This window comes from Halogeometricum limi (assembly GCF_900115785.1).
In the GTDB taxonomy this organism is placed as follows: domain Archaea; phylum Halobacteriota; class Halobacteria; order Halobacteriales; family Haloferacaceae; genus Halogeometricum; species Halogeometricum limi.
On record NZ_FOYS01000006.1, the window covers coordinates 105,055 to 124,729 of the forward strand.

The 19,675-nt window shown below is 63.0% G+C and carries 18 protein-coding genes; 12 read left to right on the forward strand and 6 right to left on the reverse strand.

Annotated features, from left to right (window positions below):
* Window positions 1–94: 94 nt before the first annotated feature.
* From BM282_RS16200 to BM282_RS16210, 3 genes are all read left to right on the forward strand, one after another.
* Window positions 95–1,552, forward strand: coding sequence for an oligosaccharide flippase family protein (locus BM282_RS16200; RefSeq protein WP_175501597.1), 1,458 nt, complete (start codon window positions 95–97; stop codon window positions 1,550–1,552).
* Between the two features lie 115 nt (window positions 1,553–1,667).
* Window positions 1,668–3,284, forward strand: coding sequence for an alkaline phosphatase family protein (locus BM282_RS16205; RefSeq protein ID WP_089882967.1), 1,617 nt, complete (start codon window positions 1,668–1,670; stop codon window positions 3,282–3,284).
* Between the two features lie 96 nt (window positions 3,285–3,380).
* Entirely contained in the window at window positions 3,381–4,295 is a 915-nt protein-coding gene (locus tag BM282_RS16210) for a glycosyltransferase family 2 protein (protein WP_175501598.1), read from the forward strand.
* A gap of 58 nt (window positions 4,296–4,353) precedes the next feature.
* Here the strand turns inward: BM282_RS16210 and BM282_RS16215 are convergent, their stop codons facing one another.
* Window positions 4,354–4,617, reverse strand: coding sequence for a hypothetical protein (locus tag BM282_RS16215; protein WP_089882971.1), 264 nt, complete (start codon window positions 4,615–4,617; stop codon window positions 4,354–4,356).
* Between the two features lie 208 nt (window positions 4,618–4,825).
* Here BM282_RS16215 and BM282_RS16220 point away from each other — a divergent pair, with 208 nt between their 5' ends.
* The gene (locus BM282_RS16220) at window positions 4,826–6,805 is read left to right on the forward strand and encodes a hypothetical protein (protein ID WP_089882974.1); all 1,980 of its coding nucleotides are present in this window, start codon (window positions 4,826–4,828) and stop codon (window positions 6,803–6,805) included.
* Window positions 6,806–6,889: 84 nt separating this feature from the next.
* On the forward strand, window positions 6,890–7,828 hold the full coding sequence (locus BM282_RS16225; RefSeq protein WP_089882976.1) for a sulfatase-like hydrolase/transferase: 939 nt from the start codon (window positions 6,890–6,892) through the stop codon (window positions 7,826–7,828).
* An 18-nt stretch (window positions 7,829–7,846) separates the two neighbouring features.
* Here BM282_RS16225 and BM282_RS16230 read toward each other — a convergent pair whose 3' ends face one another.
* Window positions 7,847–8,869, reverse strand: coding sequence for a glycosyl hydrolase (locus BM282_RS16230; RefSeq protein WP_175501599.1), 1,023 nt, complete (start codon window positions 8,867–8,869; stop codon window positions 7,847–7,849).
* Between the two features lie 405 nt (window positions 8,870–9,274).
* Window positions 9,275–9,853, reverse strand: coding sequence for an acyltransferase (locus BM282_RS18890; protein WP_089882980.1), 579 nt, complete (start codon window positions 9,851–9,853; stop codon window positions 9,275–9,277).
* 298 nt (window positions 9,854–10,151) lie between these two features.
* Here BM282_RS18890 and BM282_RS16240 point away from each other — a divergent pair, with 298 nt between their 5' ends.
* The 5 genes from BM282_RS16240 to BM282_RS16260 all read left to right on the forward strand — a co-directional run bounded on the left by BM282_RS16240 (window position 10,152) and on the right by BM282_RS16260 (window position 14,498).
* Window positions 10,152–10,988 carry a hypothetical protein gene (locus BM282_RS16240; RefSeq protein ID WP_089882982.1) on the forward strand — a complete coding sequence of 279 codons (837 nt, stop codon included), beginning with the start codon at window positions 10,152–10,154 and terminating at the stop codon, window positions 10,986–10,988.
* Between the two features lie 117 nt (window positions 10,989–11,105).
* A complete protein-coding gene (locus BM282_RS16245; protein WP_089882984.1) occupies window positions 11,106–12,173 on the forward strand; it encodes a DUF1616 domain-containing protein in 1,068 nt (355 codons plus the stop codon).
* Between the two features lie 58 nt (window positions 12,174–12,231).
* Window positions 12,232–13,479: a protoporphyrinogen/coproporphyrinogen oxidase gene (locus tag BM282_RS16250; RefSeq protein ID WP_089882986.1), complete on the forward strand. Its 1,248-nt coding sequence runs from the start codon at window positions 12,232–12,234 to the stop codon at window positions 13,477–13,479.
* A gap of 254 nt (window positions 13,480–13,733) precedes the next feature.
* Complete coding sequence (locus BM282_RS16255; protein ID WP_089882988.1) at window positions 13,734–14,204, forward strand: hypothetical protein; 471 nt, start codon at window positions 13,734–13,736, stop codon at window positions 14,202–14,204.
* A gap of 54 nt (window positions 14,205–14,258) precedes the next feature.
* Complete coding sequence (locus BM282_RS16260; protein ID WP_089882990.1) at window positions 14,259–14,498, forward strand: DUF7120 family protein; 240 nt, start codon at window positions 14,259–14,261, stop codon at window positions 14,496–14,498.
* Between the two features lie 55 nt (window positions 14,499–14,553).
* On the opposite strand, the gene BM282_RS16265 is transcribed toward BM282_RS16260, so the two are convergent.
* Window positions 14,554–15,639: a site-2 protease family protein gene (locus BM282_RS16265; RefSeq protein ID WP_089882992.1), complete on the reverse strand. Its 1,086-nt coding sequence runs from the start codon at window positions 15,637–15,639 to the stop codon at window positions 14,554–14,556.
* Window positions 15,640–15,810: 171 nt separating this feature from the next.
* On the opposite strand from BM282_RS16265, the gene BM282_RS18690 reads away from it, so the two are divergent.
* Together BM282_RS18690 and BM282_RS16275 are read left to right on the forward strand one after the other, a co-directional pair.
* Window positions 15,811–16,062, forward strand: coding sequence for a MoaD/ThiS family protein (locus BM282_RS18690; protein ID WP_089882993.1), 252 nt, complete (start codon window positions 15,811–15,813; stop codon window positions 16,060–16,062).
* 42 nt (window positions 16,063–16,104) lie between these two features.
* The gene (locus BM282_RS16275) at window positions 16,105–17,409 is read left to right on the forward strand and encodes a DUF362 domain-containing protein (RefSeq protein WP_089882995.1); all 1,305 of its coding nucleotides are present in this window, start codon (window positions 16,105–16,107) and stop codon (window positions 17,407–17,409) included.
* Between the two features lie 16 nt (window positions 17,410–17,425).
* Here the strand turns inward: BM282_RS16275 and BM282_RS16280 are convergent, their stop codons facing one another.
* Window positions 17,426–18,898, reverse strand: a complete 1,473-nt coding sequence (locus BM282_RS16280; protein ID WP_089882997.1) for an MATE family efflux transporter — start codon at window positions 18,896–18,898, stop codon at window positions 17,426–17,428.
* Window positions 18,895–19,539, reverse strand: coding sequence for a TetR/AcrR family transcriptional regulator (locus BM282_RS16285; RefSeq protein ID WP_089882999.1), 645 nt, complete (start codon window positions 19,537–19,539; stop codon window positions 18,895–18,897). The genes BM282_RS16280 and BM282_RS16285 overlap by 4 nt, the downstream gene beginning before the upstream one ends.
* Window positions 19,540–19,675 lie beyond the last annotated feature (136 nt).

Genomic DNA, 19,675 nt, shown 5'->3' on the forward strand with positions numbered 1-19,675 from the left:
AACGAGAGTCCCGAGACCCGTCGTCGTGGTCCAGACGTGCCCAGTCGGGGACCCACAGCAATCTTTTTTTGACACCTCAACGATACGTAGGCAGATGAGCGACCCTGAATCGGAGAAACGCGACGGTGTACTCGGGCGATTCGTACGAGATTTCGGACTCTACTCCGTCGCGAAGGTCGTTCCGGCGATAACCAGCCTGCTCGCTCTCGTCATCTTCACCCGGTTCTTCCCGCCGAGTTCGTACGGGATGTACGCGTTGGCGGCCACCTTCGTCGGTATCTTCAGTAGTCTCTGCTTCGACTGGGTCGGGCGGGCGGTGTACCGGTTCGCCGCGGAGATAGAGGACACCGTCGTCGTCGGTAACGCCGTCTCGCTCGTCACTCTCACCGCCGCAGCGTTCACGCTCCTCGCGACGGTCGTCTACTTTCTCTTCGAGCAAGAGATCGGAAAGTACCGACCGTTCTATATCGCCGTCGTCGTCGTCGTCGTCGTTCAGGGGTTTTTCCAGATATTCACGTGGTTCTTCCAGACGACGATGCAGTCGAAGCGGGTGATGGGCTATCGGGTTTTCGAGTCGGTGCTGAAGTTGGGTTTCTCTCTGTTCATCGCCATCGTCCTCCTCGAACACATCGTCGGATGGATATGGGGGGCGGTAGTCGCGACGGGACTCACCGTCCTCGCGATGGGCTACAAACTGGGACCGAGGCTCCTCCGGCCTCGCCTCCAACCCGAAGTAGTCACGCGATTCTCGCGGTACGGGATACCGATGCTCGGCTGGATTATCGGTGTGCCACTCCTCGGGCAGGCCGACCTGGTCGTCCTCGAGTTTATCCGCGGAACCGCCGCCGTCGGCGTCTACTCGTCGAACTATCAGATAACAGATCGGAGCGTCCGACTGGTGTTCGCCCCCATCATCGCGGCGGCGTACCCCATCATCATGAACGCGCTGAACGATTCGGACGAAGAGCAGGTCGCAGACCTCCTCACCAAGTTCACCCGCTACTTCTTCATCATCGCGATTCCGACGTTCGTCGGCATCGCCGTCTTGAGTCTCCCGCTGAGTTCGATACTCCTCGACGACCGGTACCGAGAGGGGTACGTCATCATCCCCCTCGTCGCGAGCGGTGTGCTCTTCTTGAGCCTCGCTAACCTCGGCCAGATAAGCATGGAGATACGGGAGCGGACGAAAGTCATCTCCGGCGTCGTCCTCGGTGCCGTCGTCGTCAACCTCGTGCTGAACGTTCCCCTCATCACCTATTTCGGATACCTCGGTGCCGCCGTCGCGACGGCGGTCAGTTACGCGGTGTACGCGGCGTTCATCTACCGGTTCTCGAAGCAACACCTCCAGTGGAGACTCCCTACGAGGACGATTCGAAATTCGCTCGTCGGCGGGGTTTTGATGAGTACGCCGCCGGTGCTCCTGTACGTCACCGGGATGTACTCGATTCCCCGTATCGTCGTCGCACTCACTCTCGGTTGTCTGCTGTACGCGATGGCGATGTTCTCGCTCGACGAGATAGACAGAGCGCAACTTCGCTCGATAGTCGACTGACGACGGTCGTACTCCTGAATTTTCTCGGTGTACGGCGCTCGAACGGCGGGTTCGGCGCACGGAGGGTCGTTTCAATCAGAATATATTTGCTGTAGCGTGCTGAATCAGTGACGTGATGGATACGTTACTCATCGGACTGGACGGGCTCGACCCGGACTTGGTCAACGAGTGGATCGACGACCTGCCGACGCTACGAACGCTGATGGAGTCGGGGTCGCACGGCCGTCTCCGTTCGTCCGACCCCCCGCTGTCCTCGCCGGCGTGGCAGTGGATGTTCACGGGCAAACAGGGGGGAAAACACGGCTGTTTCGGGTTCACTCGCCGGAAGGAGAACTCGTACGAACGGGTTCCCGTCAACCTGAGCGACGTCCACGCGGAGACGTTGTGGGAGGCGCTCGACGCCGCCGGCGTCTCCTGCGGCGTCGTGAACGTCCCTGAGACGTATCCGCCGACCGAACTCGAACACGGCTACATGATATCCGGGTGGCCGATTCCGAACCGGACGAACCCCGGGTCGCCACCGGAAGTCGTCACGGAACTCGAAGCCGAGATGGGCGAACGGTACAAGGTGAAGCCGACGGCGATGGGACCGGAGCTACAGGACTTCACGAGCGAACAGGTGTTCGAGGATATGAAGGCCGCCATCTGGCACCGAAAACGAGCGTTCGAGACGCTCTTTTCCCAGCACGACGTCGACGTCTTCTTCGGCGTCTTCACGGCGACCGACGTCGCCGGGCACTACCTCGTCGACGATAGACGTCGCCTGAAGCAGACGTACGTCGAACAGGACAAAGCCCTCGGGGAACTCGTCGAACTGGTCTCGGACGACACGGACATCATCGTCATGAGCGACCACGGTCACGGCGCACAGGGGGACCGAAACTTCCACGTGCTGGAGTGGCTTCGACAGGAAGGCTACCTCACAGTCGACACCGAGTCCGAGACCCGGTCTCTCGACAGACGACTGCTGCGTCGTGCGGGGCTGACCAGAGAGAACCTCCTCCGGGCGAAGAACCGACTCGGTATCGGTGACGTGCGAGAAATACTTCCGCAGACGCTGTTCGACGTGGCGAAAGAGACGATTCCCGCGGCGGACGAGCGAGAGAGCGGACTCGCAGCCAGCGACGTCGACTGGAGCGAGACCACCGCGTACGTCGGCTCCGAGCAGAACGTCATCTTCCTCAACACCGAAGACGTACACCCCGAAGGGACGGTTCCGCGAGAGCAGATTCCGGACCTCACCGCGGAGATACGAGACAAGCTCCTGTCGATTCGACACCCGGAACGGGACGAACCGCTCGTCACCGACATCGGAACCCGCGAAGAGATATTCTCGGGACCGTACGAGGAGTACGCGCCCTGTATCGTCTTCGTCATGGACGGGATGCGGTGCAAGGTTCACACGGGGCTCAACGACGGGGAACTGTTCAGCGACAACGACATGGGAGAACACCGTCAGAACGGAATACTCGTCACCTCCGGACCGTCGTTCTCCCGACTCGGAGCCGCACCGGACCGCTCGATTCTCGACGTGTTTCCGCTCGCGTTGCTGCTCTCGGGGACGTCGATTCCGGAGGACGTCGACGGTGAGATTCCGTCGGAGCGGCTGGAACCGACGGCCGACCCGACGTTCCGCGAGAGCAGAGACGAAGCGCGAGACGTGGACACCTACTCGGCGGCCGAATCGGCCGACATCGAAGAGCAACTGCGTGGACTCGGCTATCTCGACTGAACCGGTTTCGCAGAGACGAGAACGCCAGCGAAGGATGCCCGCGAAACACGACACGGCCTAGAAGTATTTTTGATGTCATTCGACGTAACTGCACGCATGACCGACACCTCGTCCGCCGACGAGACGTGGCCCAGCGTCGAGTTGATAGTGCTCAACTGGGAGAGCTACGAAGACACCGCAGAGTGTCTCGACTCTCTTGACGCTCTCGACTATCCGAACGTCCGAGTCGTCGTCGTCGACAACGGGTCGACCGACGGGTCCGGCGAGCGGTTGGCCGAAGAGTTCCCCGAGTACGAGTTCATCTTCAACGAGGAGAACCTCGGCTTCGCCGCGGGGAACAACGTCGGAATCAGGCGTGCGATGGAACGCGACGCCGACTACGTCTTGTTACTGAACAACGACACCGTCGTCACCGAAGGCTTCCTTCGGCCGTTGGTGGAGACGGCGGAGTCGGGTGACCGCGTGGCGGCGGTCGGTGGTGTCAACCGCTACTACCACTCCGACGGGATTCACAACGCGGGGGTGCGTTTCCCCCTCGCACTGGGCGGAAAGACGATGCTCTGGGACAGACCGCGCGGCGAAGAACCGTACGAGTCGGACTACGTTCCGAGCTGTCTAGTTTTACTCTCGGCAGAGTTCATCGAACAGCACGACGTCCTCTGCGAGGACTACTTCATCGGCATGGAAGACACCGACCTCGCGTGGCAGGCGCGACAGAACGGCTGGAAAGTACTCGTCGACCCCCGGTCGGTCATCTACCACAAGACGGGGATGACGTCCTCGAAGTCGCACTTCGTCGTCTATCACACCCTGCGCAACCGGTTTCGGTTCGCCTCGAACCGCCTCTCGTCCCGCCAGCGAGTGCTCTTCCTCGCTTCGCTGGGTATCCAGTTACTCGGGACGGTCCTGCTCTGGGCCGTCCGAAACCACGGTGACAAGATTCGTGCGGCGAAGCTAGCGCTCAAAGACCACGTCTTCGACCGACAACTCCGGTCGTACAGCCAACTGTGATTCGAGCGAAACTGTAACTCGAACGTCGCCGGACGCGCACACGGTGATTCTGTGACGTTCAGATGCGGTTGAGGATGTCGAGGAAGTACCGCGTGACGATGAAGGCGTACGTGAGTGCCCACGCGGCGGTGACGAATCGGAGTCGTCTGCGCCACCGGGAAGTCCCGTGCGTCGGGGCGGTCGCTTCGAGGCTGAACAGGTACCCGACGAACCCCACGAAGAACAACAAGCGGACGTCGAAGGCGTCGAACGCGACGAGAACCGCCAACGTGACGAGGAGCGACGAGAGATGCAGCACGAGGAAGCGAGTTCGGTCGTTCATGGAATCGGAGTCCGTGCACGGTCGGATGCGTCGAGAGAACTCGACGCGTTGCCGTCCATCGACCGAACTGTATTCGTGAACTGACTTAAATGTGAGCCACGACGCCGAGACGGTCCGTCACCCCTTCACCGTCGGCTAATTCAGCGCACAGACCGGGAGAAAAGTTGAATACCGTTCATCGTGAACCAACGGCACGTATTTGTCGACTATGCAACGTGACTTGACCGACCTCCTCGTCCGTGCGTTCTTTCCCCTCGCGATCGCGGGAAGCGCTACCGCAGTCGCACTCGTCGGCGTAGTGTTGAATCCGAAAATCGCGCTCAAGGGAAGCTACGCGCTCATCGGGATGGTCCTCGCGTCTGTTATCTACTACGCGCTCCGGTTCGATCCCGAAGACGAGAGTGAACGCACCGGAGAGAGCCGTCACCTCGCGAAAGTCGTCTACGTCCTCGTCTTCCTCTCCGTCGCCGCAATCAACCTCTGGTCGGTCGAACGTGCGCTGGTGCTCCTGAGCGTCCTTCCACTCGGGTACGCACTGTTGGTCGTGCAACTCCAGCGCAGGACGGCGGGTGTGAGACTGCTCCCACAGATCGTCGGGTTGTACGCCGTCTCTCCGTTGACGCTGTACCTCGACACGGGGTTCTACTTCAGCAGAGGCGACACGATAAAACACATCGACAAGATCGAGCTGATATTCGCTCAAGGGACGACGTCCGCCCTTCTGACGAGCGACCTCTATCACTTCTTCCCCGGCCTGCATCTGATGACCGGGACCCTCAAAGAGATCGCAGGTATCGGTGCGTACGACGCGTTCATGCTGGCCGGGATAAGTTCGTACGCGATGCTCGTCCTCCTCGTCTACCTGGTCTACAGCCAACTGCTCAACGCCACCAGATTAGCCTGTGTGACCGCGTTCACGCTGACGATGCTGGGGCCGATACTGACCTACGCGACGTACTTCTTCCCGCAGGCGTTCGCGGTCGTACTCATCATGTTCACGATGTTCGTCGGACTTCGAATCCGCTACACCGCATCTCGAACACCGCTCGTCCTCCTCACCGTGGTCCTCTCTTCGGCGCTGGCGTTCACGCACCACCTGACGCTCGTGTTCTTCGCGTTCCCCGTCGCGTTCGTGCTGTTCGTTCCCCCCGTCGCGCGCCGACTGTTCCCGAAGAGAACCGAGTTGAGAGAGCTAGCGACGCCACGCACGGTTCCGCTGGTCGTCGGCGGCGTGGCCGGGTTTTCGTACTGGATTCAGGCGGACGTGTTCTTGCAGGCCCTCGTCGCATCGCTTCATCGTATCTTCGGGAATCAGGTCGTCGGCGACACGAACACCGAGACGTCGTCGCTGTTCGTCCGCGGCGTGACGGTGCCCGACCTGACCGTCGAGATGGCGGCACGGAGTCTGGTCAGTCCAGACGGCATCTACAACACGCTGTTGCTCGCCGTGTTCGCAGTCGGTGTCGTCACGATACTCGGTAACCGGGACCGGTTCAAACGCCCGGCGATGTTCGTCCTCGTCGGTCTGTCGAGTGCGCTGTTGATGTTCCAGACACCGCTCGTCGCACTCGGCTACAAGCGCGTCCGATTGCCGCTGAGTTTCTTCTTCGTCATCGTCGTCGCCGCGGGGGTGTACTACCTCCTCAACAGCGACACGAGAAACGTCGTCGGGCGGGCGTTCGTCGTGCTACTCGTCGTCTCGTTGGCCGTCTCAGCCTCGCTCGTCACCGGCGACGACCTCTACGGAGTGCACAAAGGCCCCGACCTGGGTGAACTGCAACCGACGCCCGAACCGCAGAAAGAGTTCTCCGAACACGAACTCCGGAGCATGGAGGTGGCGAGCCAGTACGCGAGGGCGTACGAGGTACCGGTAGAGACGGACTGGGTGACAGCCGGTGGTCTCGGTATCGACTTAGAGGCCGGTCAGATGAAGGTGAAAGCGGGGCAGTTGCGGGCCGAAGAGGGAGCGCTCCTCTATCGAACGCGGTGGCCGCAACACAGCGTCGTCGTCATCACGGAACAGCGATTCGAGTTGGTGATGTCGGAGTCGGGTTACGACGAGTTGCTCGAAGAGAACTCGAAGGTGTACACGACGGGGTCGCTCGGAATCCTGTGGTCCGACGACTCTATCCTCGTCGCGGAGAGTCTGGGGCAACAGCCACAGAACGACACCGCGGCGGGGGCGTGAGAGCGGGTCACGGGAATCGTCGCCCCGCGCCGTCGGCCGGTCGAGGCTAATCTATATGTCGCTACGAGATGAGCTATTGACAGGATGTCGTTACTCCACCGGCTACCACAGGGCCTCGACAGGGCGCGTAAGTACTACTCTAACGAGGACGCCGTCACGGCGACGAAACGCGTCACCTACGACGTCCAGGCCGAAGCCGTGCGTCTCCTGTTCGACCACTTCCAAGAGGACTACGGGACGCCGATATACGAGCGAGACTGGGACGTGCTGATAATCTTAGACGCCTGTCGAGCGGACCTGATGAACGAAGTCGCGGACGACTACCCGTTCTTGGAGAAGTACGAGACGTACAACTCCATCGGGAGTAACTCCGCCGAGTGGCTCAAGAAGAACTTCGTCGACGAGTACGCCGACGAGATGAAGAAGACGGCGATGGTGTCGGGCAACCCCCACACGGACGTCTACCTCGACGAAGACGACTTCGCTGTCCTCGACGAGGTGTGGCGGTACGCGTGGGAGAAAGAGGACGAACTGTTCAGGGCGAACTACATCACGGACCGCGCCATCTCCGTCATGCGCGAGCATCAACCCGAGCGGATGATCGTCCACTACATGCAGCCACACCACCCGTTCATCCCGTACTTCGAGGGGTTCGAGACCGAACTTCACGGGAAGTGGCTCAACCAGTGGCGAGACGTCCGCATCGGACTCGCCTCGAAGAGCGAGAAATGGCGGCAGTACCGGGACAACCTCCACTACGTGCTGGAGTACGTCGACTTGCTCCTCCACAGCATCGACTCCGATTCTGTCGTCATCAGCTCCGACCACGGGGAGGCCATCGGCGAGTGGGGAATCTACGGCCACTACGACGTTCCGCTGCAGGTACTGCGGGAGGTGCCGTGGATAGAGACCGTCGCCGAGGACAACGGAGAGTACGTCCCGGAGTTCACCCCCGAGCACACGGACAGCGAGGGAGCGAGACACGACGTCGAAGACCAACTCGAAAAGCTGGGATACCTGTGAGGAGCGCGCGCAGTCGGACTACGGTTCGCCGAACAACTGTCTGAACGTCTCGGAAGACTCCGCGAGATACGGGTACTTCTCCGAGCGGTACAGTTCCTCTGGACCGATGTAGTGCGGACCCGCGACGAACCCCCAGAGGTTGTGCCATTCGACGACGTCGTTGTTCGCGAGCATCCAGTCGGCGAACTGTTCGAGGAAGTACGTGTTGTCTCCGCCGCCGGAGTTCTGCCACCCGTCGGCCGTCACACCGTACTCGGGGAACACGAGCGGTTTCTCGTGTTCGCGGGCGAAGTCCGCCCAGAAGTTCAGCCCGTAGTTCGCCTCTCGGCCTTCGAGTACTCCGTCCCACGCACTTTCTCTCCGGTCGGAGACGCACTGGTCGTCGCAGTCTTCGGGGAACGGGTAGCCGTCACCCTTGTCGTACACGGTCAGACCCACTTGGTCGACCCACTCGTCTCCGGGGTACGCGTCCGTCGGCACCATGTGCTTCTTCCAGATATTGGGCGCCCAGACGAACGAGAAGTCGCTCCCGTCGACGCTCCGCATCGACTCGACGACACGCTTCCACGCCTCGATGTAGAGTTCCGGCCGCCCGACGGCACCGTCGACGGCCCAGCGTCCGTTGAACTCCCACCCGGTGCGGACACACGCGCTTGCCAGACCGTTATCGACCATCTCGGACGCCAGCAGCCGATACTTGTCGTCGTGTTCACCGGCGGCGACGGCCTCCATGTCCGTCTCGCTCGACGGAAACATCTCGAACGAGAAGACGATTTTCCGACAGTCGAGTAGCTGTTCGAGGGGAAGTTCGAGCGGCCAGTTCTTCAGTCGGTAGTCCTCCCAACTGTCGTGGAAGAGAGCGAACGAATAGTAGTCGGCGGTTCGACCGAACCACTCCTCCCACGCCGGGAGGCTGTCGTCGGCGCCGAGGTAGATTCCGACGTCCGGCATCTTCGGCGGCGTGGGAGTGGGTTCGGCCGTCTCGGTGGCCGTGTCAGTCGGTCGGCTCGTCTCGGTCCGACTGGCGGTCTGTGACGTCATCTCTTGGCCTTCGCCCCGAGTAGCACAGCCTGCCAGTGCGGCGAGAGATGATGCGCCCGAGATGGCCGTCAGTCGTTTCAGAGCCGTACGCCGCGAGAGATGGGGAGTGGAGTCTGAGTCGTTCATGTGATTGCGTCGGTCGAGGGTGTGGTCGGTTTCGGTGGCAGTTCGTTCGTCGTGTACGTGACGCGCCCGCTCGTGCGTGGTTCGTCCCCGTAGAGACACCAAACGGTACCTCACGTCGTTCCGAGACTCAGCGATGAGAGTCTCGTGACGCGTAAGTTATACTCAAATTACACGTCATTGAGTTTGCTACGGCGGCAAACGTCAAAATGCTTCTGTATGGAATAGTCTGACACTCACTCAGACGGTAACGAAACGTGGCGTGTCGGTCGACAACGGGGGCTACCGGGTGCGTATCTCCTTGGCGGGGACACCGCCGACGATAGTGTAGGGTGCGACCGACTCGGTGACCACGCTTCCGGCGGCGACGACAGCGCCCTCCCCGAGAGTCACTCCGTCGAGGATGGCACAGTTCGAACCGATCCAGACGTCGTCGTGGATGGTGATTCCCTCCGCAGATATCTCCTGTGAGGCCATGGGGACGTCACGGTCGGCGAACCCGTGGTTGGCCGCGACGATGGTCGTGTTCGGACCGATGAGGGCGTTCTCGCCGATGGAGAGGTCCCCGTGACCCAAGAGGGCGGTCGAGACGTTGACGAGCGAGTTCGCTCCGATCTCTATCCGCCCCTCCGACGGCGCGACGACGACCGACTTGCTTATCGTACACCCTTCGTGTATCACTATCTCCCCGTTGATTCCGAACTTCGTGTCTCGCTCGATTTCCGCCGAACGGTGGATACTGATGTTGTGCCGGCGGTTCAACAGAGCGTTGCGAACTCTGCTCGCCAGCTTCGAGGTTGCGATAGTAGCGAACGTGAACGGCCCCTTCTCGAAGAAGAGGTGGATTGCTGAGCTAGTCATTCACACGACACGTTACCCACTCGCTCCGGTCCGTAATACGTTCTTCCCTCGCGGTCGTTCGTCGACGCGAGCGAGTGGTCGAATCTACCCAAAATTAATATATTGTCTTCGCAACATATAGGAAGATGACCGCTACTCGCCTCGCATCGGAGTCGGGTCGGCACCGACACAGAACGAAGTTCTCGGGGCGGCCCCGAGACACTGCGAGTCGCTTCAGTCCCCAAACCGGAACTCCGGAAGCCGCCGTAAAACGTATCGGTACCGTCAACGTGTCCACCCCACAGTTCGCACGGGCGTGATGAACCGAGACGAACACCAGTACGCAGGCAGCACGAACAAACCAGAGGTTTCCGCCATCACAGAGCGTCCTCCCTTCGCCGACGACGAGTCGCGAATTCGGCAACTCACCGGCACCGTCCAGCGGAGTAGCCAGCGGCGTCGCCTCGCGTTCGTGCTGGCCGCGGTTGGTGTCCTCACACTCCTCGTGGCCGCCCTGTTGGAACCGTACCGCGAACTCCTCGTCGTACTCGGCGTCTTCGGAGTGTACGCGGCCGCGCTCGTCCTCTTTCTGCCGGAGCACGACAGCATCCGGTCGGACGTCGCGACGTACGTCTACGCGACGCAGAACAGAGACCGGATAGAGTTAGTTCGAGAGTTGGGACTGTCGGACGCCAGCGTGTACGTGCCGACGAGCAGCGGCTGTCGACTGTTCGTTCCGCGGAACGAGCAGTTCGAGCTACCCGACCCGGCGGAACTCGCCTCACGTCGTCTGCTTCGTGACCGTGACGGGATTCGCGGCGCCACGTTCCGACCGTGTGCAACGTGGCTCTACGACAGCGTTCAGCCGATAGACGGCGTCGATTCCCCGACGGAACTAGCGGAGGTGCTCAGAGACACGCTCGTCGACGAGTTCCAACTGGTCGATAGCGTCGAGTCGGACGTCGATTCGGGCGGCGGCACCGTCGTCTTCGAGTTGACCAACTGCCGGTACGGTGGGGCGCAGTTCGACCACCCGGTGACGTCGTTCCTCGCTATCGGCATGGTCGCAGGGCTCGGCCGCCCGGTTACCGCCGAACAGCGAGCGACCGAGGACGACGCGACGACGTTCGAGGTAGTACTCAGCTGGGAGCCATGACGGCGTCGTTCGACGGACTGGTCACCGGCCGCCGAATCGGGTCGAAACGGCGACTGCACACGAGCGACGGACGCCGGCAGACGCCGAAGTCGACCGGGTCGCGGGAGGTGGGGTGAGATGCCGAGACGGACCGTCTCGGCGGTCGACCTACTCGTCGTGGTCGGGTTCACCGCGTTCACGGCGATGCTGGTGTTCGCACCACCGGTTGACAGTCCGCCGTTGCGAGCGTTCTGTGGTGCCGTGTTCGTGCTGTTCGTCCCGGGGTACGCGCTCCTCGCAGTGCTGTTCCCCGAGCGGATATCCAGCGACCGAGTGCGACTCGCCGACGACATCCGGCTCTCGATACGGAGGGGGTTGACCGACCTCGAACGAGCCGTCCTCTCGTTCGGGACGAGTCTCGCGCTCGCCGTCTTGGTCGGACTGCTCGTCGACGTCTCACCGTGGCGGTTGGGACTCGTCCCCGTCTTCGCTGGACTCGGGTCGCTGACGGTCCTGTTCGCGCTGGGTGCGGTGGTCCGTCGACGCCGGACCGCGGCATCCAGGCGCTTCGACCCCGACCTGTTCCGCGGACTCCGTACCGGTGCGAGCGCGTGGCTCCGCCCCTCGTCCGGGACCGAGGTGGTGCTCAACGTCCTCCTCGTACTCGCGGTCCTCCTCGCGGGGTACAGCTTCGTCGCCCCCCAGGAGCCGACCGAGTTCACGGAGTTCTACCTCCTCTCGGAGCAGAACGGAACCCTGAGCGGCCAGGAGTTCGAGACCGAACTCGTGAACGGAGAGCCTCAGACCTACGTCGTGGGCGTCGGTAACCACGAGGGCCAGCGGGAGACGTACACCGTCGTGGTCACGTTACAGTCGGACGAGGCGAGCGGAACGACCCCCGTCGAACGGCGTGAACTCGACAGGTTCGAGGTGGCGGTCGGTGCCAATCAGACCGAACACACGAGACACACGGTCGAACCGACGGTCACCGGCGAAGGCCTCCGACTGACGTACCTCCTGTACAGAGAGACGGTTCCGCCGAACCCCAGTCCGGCCAACGCGTACCGAGAACTGCACCTCTTGGTCAACGTCACGGAACCGACGACCGAAGACGACGCGTCGAACAGTTTTGATGGCGCGTGGCCCGACGTGGACGCGCGAAGCGGGGACAGCATCGTCGAGTCCGGTCTAGCGAGTCGCACGTGACGTCCAGACGTGATAAACAAGAGATACATTTACGTCGCCAGAAAGAATCAATAGATTGATGCCTACAATCACAGTTATCGGTGCCGGCATGGCCGGGTGTTCGCTCGGCTACCTCCTGGACCAGAAGGGGTACGACGTAACGATAGTGGAAAAAGACCAGATCGGCGGGCTTCTCCGAGAGATAGAGTTCGACAGTGGCTACCACTGCGACTCCGCGCCGCACCTCCTGTTCTACGACGAGGAGGAAGAGGCCATCGTCGGTGAACTGTTCTCGGAGTTCACCGACCTCGCGGAGCACGAGTTCTACGCGGCGACGTACCCCCGAGGGGACCTCTCGGACCCGCACCACTACCCGGTGAGCAAGGCGAACATCGACAAGTGGGACGACGCCGACCAGATTCGAGACGAACTCGACGCGGCCCCCGGGAAGAAACCGGAGAAGTTCTTCGAGGACTACATGCTCAATCAGGTCGGACCGACGCTGTACGAGCGATACAACAAACATTACACGAAGAAACACTGGGGAATCGACCCGCAGCGAATCACCGGCGACTGGTTCGACTTCAAAATCAGTTTCCCGGAGAGCGAACAGGAGTTCTTCGGGGGCAGCGCAGACTACCCAGACGACAAGTACACCGACATCCTCGAAGAGATGGTGTCTGGCTGTGAAGTCGTGTTCGACGGTGCCGTCGGCCTCGAAACCGAGGGGTCGACGATTCGAGCGCTTCGAACGGAGAGCGGAGAGCGAATCGAGAGCGACCTGTTCGTGAGCACTATCGACCCGAGCATCCTGGTCGACACCGAAGAGACGCTGAACTACCGGAGCATGATCATCCACGGGATGCACGTGAAGGCGTCCGAGCGGTTGTTCCCCGACCACGTCGACTGGGGGTACTTCCCGAACCACTACGAGTTCACCCGCATCACGGACTACGAGTTCACCCCGCAATCGATTCCCGACGACGAGTACATCCTCACCATCGAGTTCCCGTGCTTCCTCGACGACGACATCTGGTCGAAGCCGAAAGAGTGGTTCGACCAGTACATGATGGACTTCTTCGAAGAGCAGGGAATCGAGGCGTCTCTCGTCGCGTCCGAGGCCCGACGCGCCCCGCGCGCGTACCCGCTTCCGGTGACAGAGGAGATAGAGAAGTTCGAGCGAATCAACGGCGAACTCAGTTCGTACGAGAACATGTTCAACCTCGGTCGCGTGAGTACGTACGAGTACATCTGGATAAAAGACATCGTACAACAGGCGTACGAGACGGCAGATGAGATAAGCGAGAAGGTGGACATTCTCGCATGAGTTCCCACACTTCACCATATTAAAACAGATTAGCAACAGAAACAGATTATAACCGAACAAGCATTTGAGGTAGAAACTTCGGAAGCGAACGGCATCGAGAGAGATATCCGGTAAAGTGCAACGTATTATATCTGCGTTCAGCGAATGTGGAGGGCGTCGAAGGCGTCCGGGAGGGAATCGAACGTCGAAACGCCGGTATCGGGGGACGCCGGTGCAATCAAACCCCTCCACTCACTATCAGGCACAGAGACCGTATGGACAGACAACGTGAGACGACCCGGGTGCCCGCGCACGCCCTCCAGCAGCAAGTCGCGGAGGCGGCGGGCGTCTCCGCGTCGCTCGTCGATATCGAAGCCGTCGAAGTCGACGGCAGCACGCTGGAAGTGACCTACTCGCTCCCCGACGGGGACGTACCGATGGTCGAAGTCGTCGTCGACCACCCCGACGGACGGACCGATTCGACGCTCGTGGAACTGCAGGAACCGGCGGGGTTGAAAGTGTACGGCGAGACGATTCGCGTCGAGTACGCCGGCCGCGACAGCGAGACGAACGACATCCTCGTCACTGTCGACCAACGACGCGACGACGACTGGGTGACGCTCCTCGGGTGCGGACAGATGTGGGCCGTCGAGACCGAACGCGACGGCGAACCGGTTCGCGTGACGTGCCACGCGAAGACGCCGAAGCGACCGGGCGACGACGAGGACGACGCGAACGACGAGTGAGAGACGCACCGTCGCAACCGGTCACTCAAGTAGGAGGAGTCCGAACCCTGACCAATGCCAATCGTCGAAGTGACACTGCCGGACGAGTTGCTGAGCGAGTTCGAACAGCTCGTCGACCAAGAGTTCGTGAGCGAGGAGCAGGCCGTCGAGGAACTCATCAGCATGGGTATCGACGCCTACAACGTGAACGTCGTCGACGAGTCGACGCCCGGTGACGACTTCTTAGACGGCGCGGAGAACAACCTGTTCGACACCGCGAGCGACCCCGGCGGTATCGACGACGACCGCCTCTGAGGCTCGACTTCTCTCGTTTTTCGACGTCCGTGAGCGGCGTCTCCGCGAGACCGGGTCACGTGAGGATCAACGGCACGGGCGTGAACGAGAGCGCACCCAAGAGGAGTGTGAGGCCGCCGACGACGAGTCGCGGCGAGTCCAGCGCCGAGTCGTCGATGGGGTCCGCGCTCCCGGCGCGCGCGAACAGGAGCGACAGGAAGCCCCAGACGACCCAGAGGCTCACCGAGTCGCCGTCGGCGAAGTAGTACGTGTACGCGCCGAGGCCGAACAGCACCGGGGGAACGAGTCGCTGGATGGTCGCATGCGCGCTCCCGAACATGGCGCGGACGATGTGCCCGCCGTCGAGTTGGCCGACCGGGAGGAGGTTCAGGAACGTCACGAACGCGCCGACCCACCCGCCGACGACGACGGGATTGGCCATGAGAGACGGGTCCGCGTACGTCAGCGGTTCGCCGAGTGCGGCCGCTATCAACTGAATCAGCGGGGGGTAGCCGAGCGCCACCGGGAGTGCGCCGACTTCGACGGGCGGGAGGGTGACGCCGATAGCCGTCACGACCACCGTCGCGGCGAGTCCGGCGAGCGGGCCGGCGACGCCGATGTCGAACAGCGACTCTCTGTCCGGGAGCGTGTCGTTCATGCGAATGACCGCACCCATCGTTCCCAGCAGGGTGGGGATGGGAATGAAGTACGGGAGCGACGCCTGGACGTCGTGGTAGCGACTGGCGACGTAGTGGCCCGTCTCGTGGACGCCGAGGACGCCCACGACGGCGGCGGCGAACGGCCACGCCTCGACGATACGCGCGGGGTTCGCGACGACGTCGATGCCGTACCACTGCGTCCCTGCGAACAGCGTCGTCGCGACGGTGGCGAGAAACAGCACCACGTTCGTCGTCGGGAAGCCGTCGACGCCGACCGACCGTTCGGTGGCGACGAGGACGAACTCGCCGAGGTTCTTCTCGACTGAGACGGCGTACCCTCGGTCACGAAAGACGGGAGCGACGGCTCTCAGGACCGACTGGTGGTCCGACCGCGGTTCGCCGTAGTAGCGGACCTCGTCGGCGGTCGACTCCACTTCGTACACGTCGAACACCCCCGCGAACCGCGCGGGGTGTGGCGCGTCACCGAGAGCCGTCTCGCTCATCGTCGTCGCTAGGGACTCCGGGTACATATGTCCACAGACTCCCGGACAGCGCACCCTCGAACGCGAGCGATTTACGACTCCGAGTCGGGTTCTCGACGCGGACCGTCTCGGGTACCCGCCGGTGTGCCACTCCGTAACGTTCTTTGCGTCACCCGGTGCAGTCGAGATATCGTGGAGGTCACCATCCGATGCTACGGCGACGTGGCCGACGCGGTCGGAGCGGCGTCGCTCTCGCGCGTCCTCGAACCGCAGTCGACGGTCGGTGACGTGGTTCGCGGACTCGCCGCGGAGTTCGACGCGTTCGACCCCGAGTCGCCGTCGACCGAGTTGGTCTACCGCGTGAACGGCGGCGACGCCGAACGGACGACGCGACTCGCAGACGGCGACGCCGTCGTGCTCTCCGAACGCTCGGTCGAGGAGTGACCGACCCATCGTTTTTTCTCGACCGGCGGTGAGGACGGCCCCATGGAGTTTCCCGACGCCGAGGCGGTGAGTGAGATACTCGGCGACGTCGCGTTCCCCGCGTTCGCGACGGTCCGACAGACGCCGGAGACCGAGCGGATAGCGGACGTTCCGGCGGCGGCGCGCGAAGCCGTCGATTCGCTTCCGCTCGACTCGCTCGCGATGGGCGCGTCCGTCGCCGTCGGCCTCGGTAGTCGGGGAATCACGAGCGTCGTTCCCGTCGCATCGGCCGTCGTCACCGACCTGCGAGCGCGCGGCTTCGAACCGTTCGTCGTCCCGGCGATGGGGAGTCACGGCGGCGCGACGGCGGAAGGACAGGCGCGAACGCTCGACTCGCTGGGCCTCACAGAGACGACTCTCGGGTGTCCGATAGACGCGCGGATGGAGACGATTACGGTCGGCGAATCCGGCCGCGGCGTCCACCTCGCGCGGTCCGTCGCGGCGGCGGACGCCTTCCTCGTCGTCAACCGCGTGAAACCCCACACGAACTTCACCGGCGACGTCGAGAGCGGCCTCTGCAAGATGACCGCCATCGGGCTCGGGAAACGACCGGGGGCCGCCGCCGTCCACGAACGGGCGGCGGACGACGGCTACGTCCCGGCCATCGTCGAGACGATGGAGACGATACGCGCCGAGTCGCCGGCGACGTTCCTCGGCGGCGTCGCCGTCGTGGAGAACTTCACGGAGGAGACGGCGCAGGTGGCGGGCGTGCCCGCCGACGCGCTTCCCGACGCGGAGACGAGGTTGCTCGATGCGGCCCGCGAGGCGATGGCGACGCTCCCGTTCTCGGACCTCGATGTGCTGGTCGTCGAGGAGATAGGCAAGGACGTATCCGGGACGGGGATGGACACGAACGTCGTCGGCCGGTACGGCGTCCTCGGGAGCGACGACCCCGACGCGCCCCGGGTGGACCGAATCGTCGCGCTCGGGTTGACGGAGGCCACCCACGGGAACGGACACGGCATCGGTCTCGCGGACCTGACGACCACCGACGTCGTCGACTCCCTCGACCTCTCGCAGATGTACGCGAACGGTCTCACCAGCGGGTCGCTGTCGCGCGACGCGATTCCGGTCGCGCTTCCCACGGCGGAGTTGGCGCTGGCCGCCGCCTGTACCACCGCGGGGCGCTACGACCCCGAGACGGCCCGTATCGCGTGGATTCGAGACACCTCTCATCTCGGCGGGCTCCGCGTCTCAGAAGCGCTCGCCGAGGAAGCGCGCGAGAGAGACGGCCTCGCCGTCGACGGCTCGTGGAGACTCGCCTTCGAGGAGGGAGCGGCGACGTTCGAACGGCGAGAGACGCCGTGAGCGAATCGAAGCGCGCTCAGTCGTCGGCGGGTGCCGTTCGGGTGAGAGAACCGTCGCGCCACGTGCCGCGCTGGTACCAGGCGTACGCGATGGCCGCGCCGGCGACGTTCGAGACGGTGAACGCCATCCAGATACCGGTCGACCCGTAGTCGAACGACTGCGAGGCGAAGTAGGCGAACGGGAGGCGGATGACGCCGAGCATCAGGACGGAGATAGCGGCGGCCGTGAGCGTCTCGCCCGCGCCGCGGAAACTGCCCGTGTACGACCGCATGATGCCGATGAAGCCGAACGTCGGCGCGACCCAGTGCAGGAAGTCGACGCCGACGCGAACCACGTCGGGGTCGTCGGTGAACACCGAGATGATGGGCTCGGCGAAGACGAAGGCGAACACGCCCGCCAGAGAGAGGATGCCGAACATCGCGATGGCCGCGAACTTCGCGGCCTCCTCCGCGCGGTGTTCCTTCCCGGCGCCGATGTTCTGACCGGTCATCGTCTCCACCCCGCGCGCGACGGCGATTGCGGGGAGGAAGATGACCGAGAACACGCGGACGCCGATACCGTAGGCGGCGACGACGGTGGTGGGGAACATCCCGACGACGATGAGAAGCAGGTTCACGGAGAGCGCTCGACCCGTCCCCTCGATGGAAGCGGGGATACCGATAGAGAGGAGTTTCCGAAGGAACTCGAAGTCGGGCCACATCTGCGAGAGGTGAATCTGGACGCCGCGACTGCTACCGAACATGACGGCGAGGCCGACGACGAGTGCGAGAGACCGAGAGAACACCGTCGCGATGGCCGCCCCCTCGATTCCCGACCCGGTGTAGCCCGTCGCCGCGAACAACTGCGATTCGAGCGCGGTGAGTCCCGTCAGCGAGAACAGCGGGTTGCCGTCGAACCCGAAGATGAGGATGGGGTCGAGGGCGATGTTCAGCACGACGGAGCCGAACATGACGAGCATCGGCGTGATGGTGTCGCCGTACCCGCGCATGAGGGCGACGAAGACGAAGAAGCCGAACATGAACGGGAGGCCGAGCGAGATGACCTGCATGTACCGCGTCGCGAGGGGGAGCACGTCCGGTGACGCGCCCAGAATATCGAGAAACGTCCCGACGGCGGCGTAGCCGAACAGGCCCAAGAGAACGGACCCCAGAAGCGAGAACGTCACCGTCTGCGACGCCGCGTACTCCGCGCGCTTCTCCTCGCCCGCGCCCGTGTGTTGGGCGACGAGGACGCTCCCCGCGACTGACAGTCCCATCCCGAGCGCGATGAGGAGAAACACCATCGGGAACGCGAAGCTGATAGCGGCCAGCGCGTTCGTGCTGAACTGGCCGAGCCAGAACGTGTCCGCGAGGTTGTACGCCGTCTGCAGGAGGTTGGTGACGACGATGGGAAGCGAGAGGTAGAACAGCGGTCTGGCGATGTCGCCGGAGGTGAGGTCGAACTCGTCGCGGGTCTTGAACACGCTGTTCAACCGGTCGCGGAGGCTCATTCGCCGTCCACCTCGTCGCCGGCACCGTCGTCAGCGTCACCGCCGTCGGTGACTGAGGTGGCGGCGGGAGCGAGGAGCGCCCGTTCGACGTAGCCGCGGAACGCCTCCAGCGAGTCGCCGAGGGCGGTGCCGACGGCGACGTTCTCCGTCCGCGCGCCCCGAACGTAGGTGACGACGAACGACGCCGCTTCCGCGGGGTCGACGTCATCGCAGAACGTCCCCTCGGCGACGCCGTCTTCGAGTATCGAGCGGACTTCCTCGGTGAGCACCTCGTCGAAGCGTTCGAGGCGCGAACGGTACGCCTCGTCGTAGGGTGCCTGCGCCTCTATCTCCAAGAGAGCCGTCCGAAACTCGTGCGGTTCGCCGTCCGTCGGCGGGAGCAGCACCGTCTCCACGAGCGACAGCAGTCGGTCCGCGGCGTCGTCGCCGCCGACGTCGGAGATTCGCTCTCGGAAGCGAGCGAGCAGTCTGTCGAGGAAGGCGAGCAACAGGTCGTGCTTACAGTCGAAGTGGTAGTGGAGTGCGGCCTTGCTCAGTCCCGCCTCGTCAGCGATATCCTGCATCGTCAACTCCGCGTAGCCGTGGGTCCGGAGTGCGCTGTGCGTTCCGTCCATGATGTCGGTTGCAGCGTCAGAACTCATGCAATCCGACCGAGAAATCGGTCACTACGTGTACTGACTGGCTGGTCAGTCAAAAACCTTTCAGCTCTCGACGGAGGTGCCGCGAGCGGTAGCGTTAAACGGCGTAGAACGTCCGTGAGACCCCCACACACGGGAG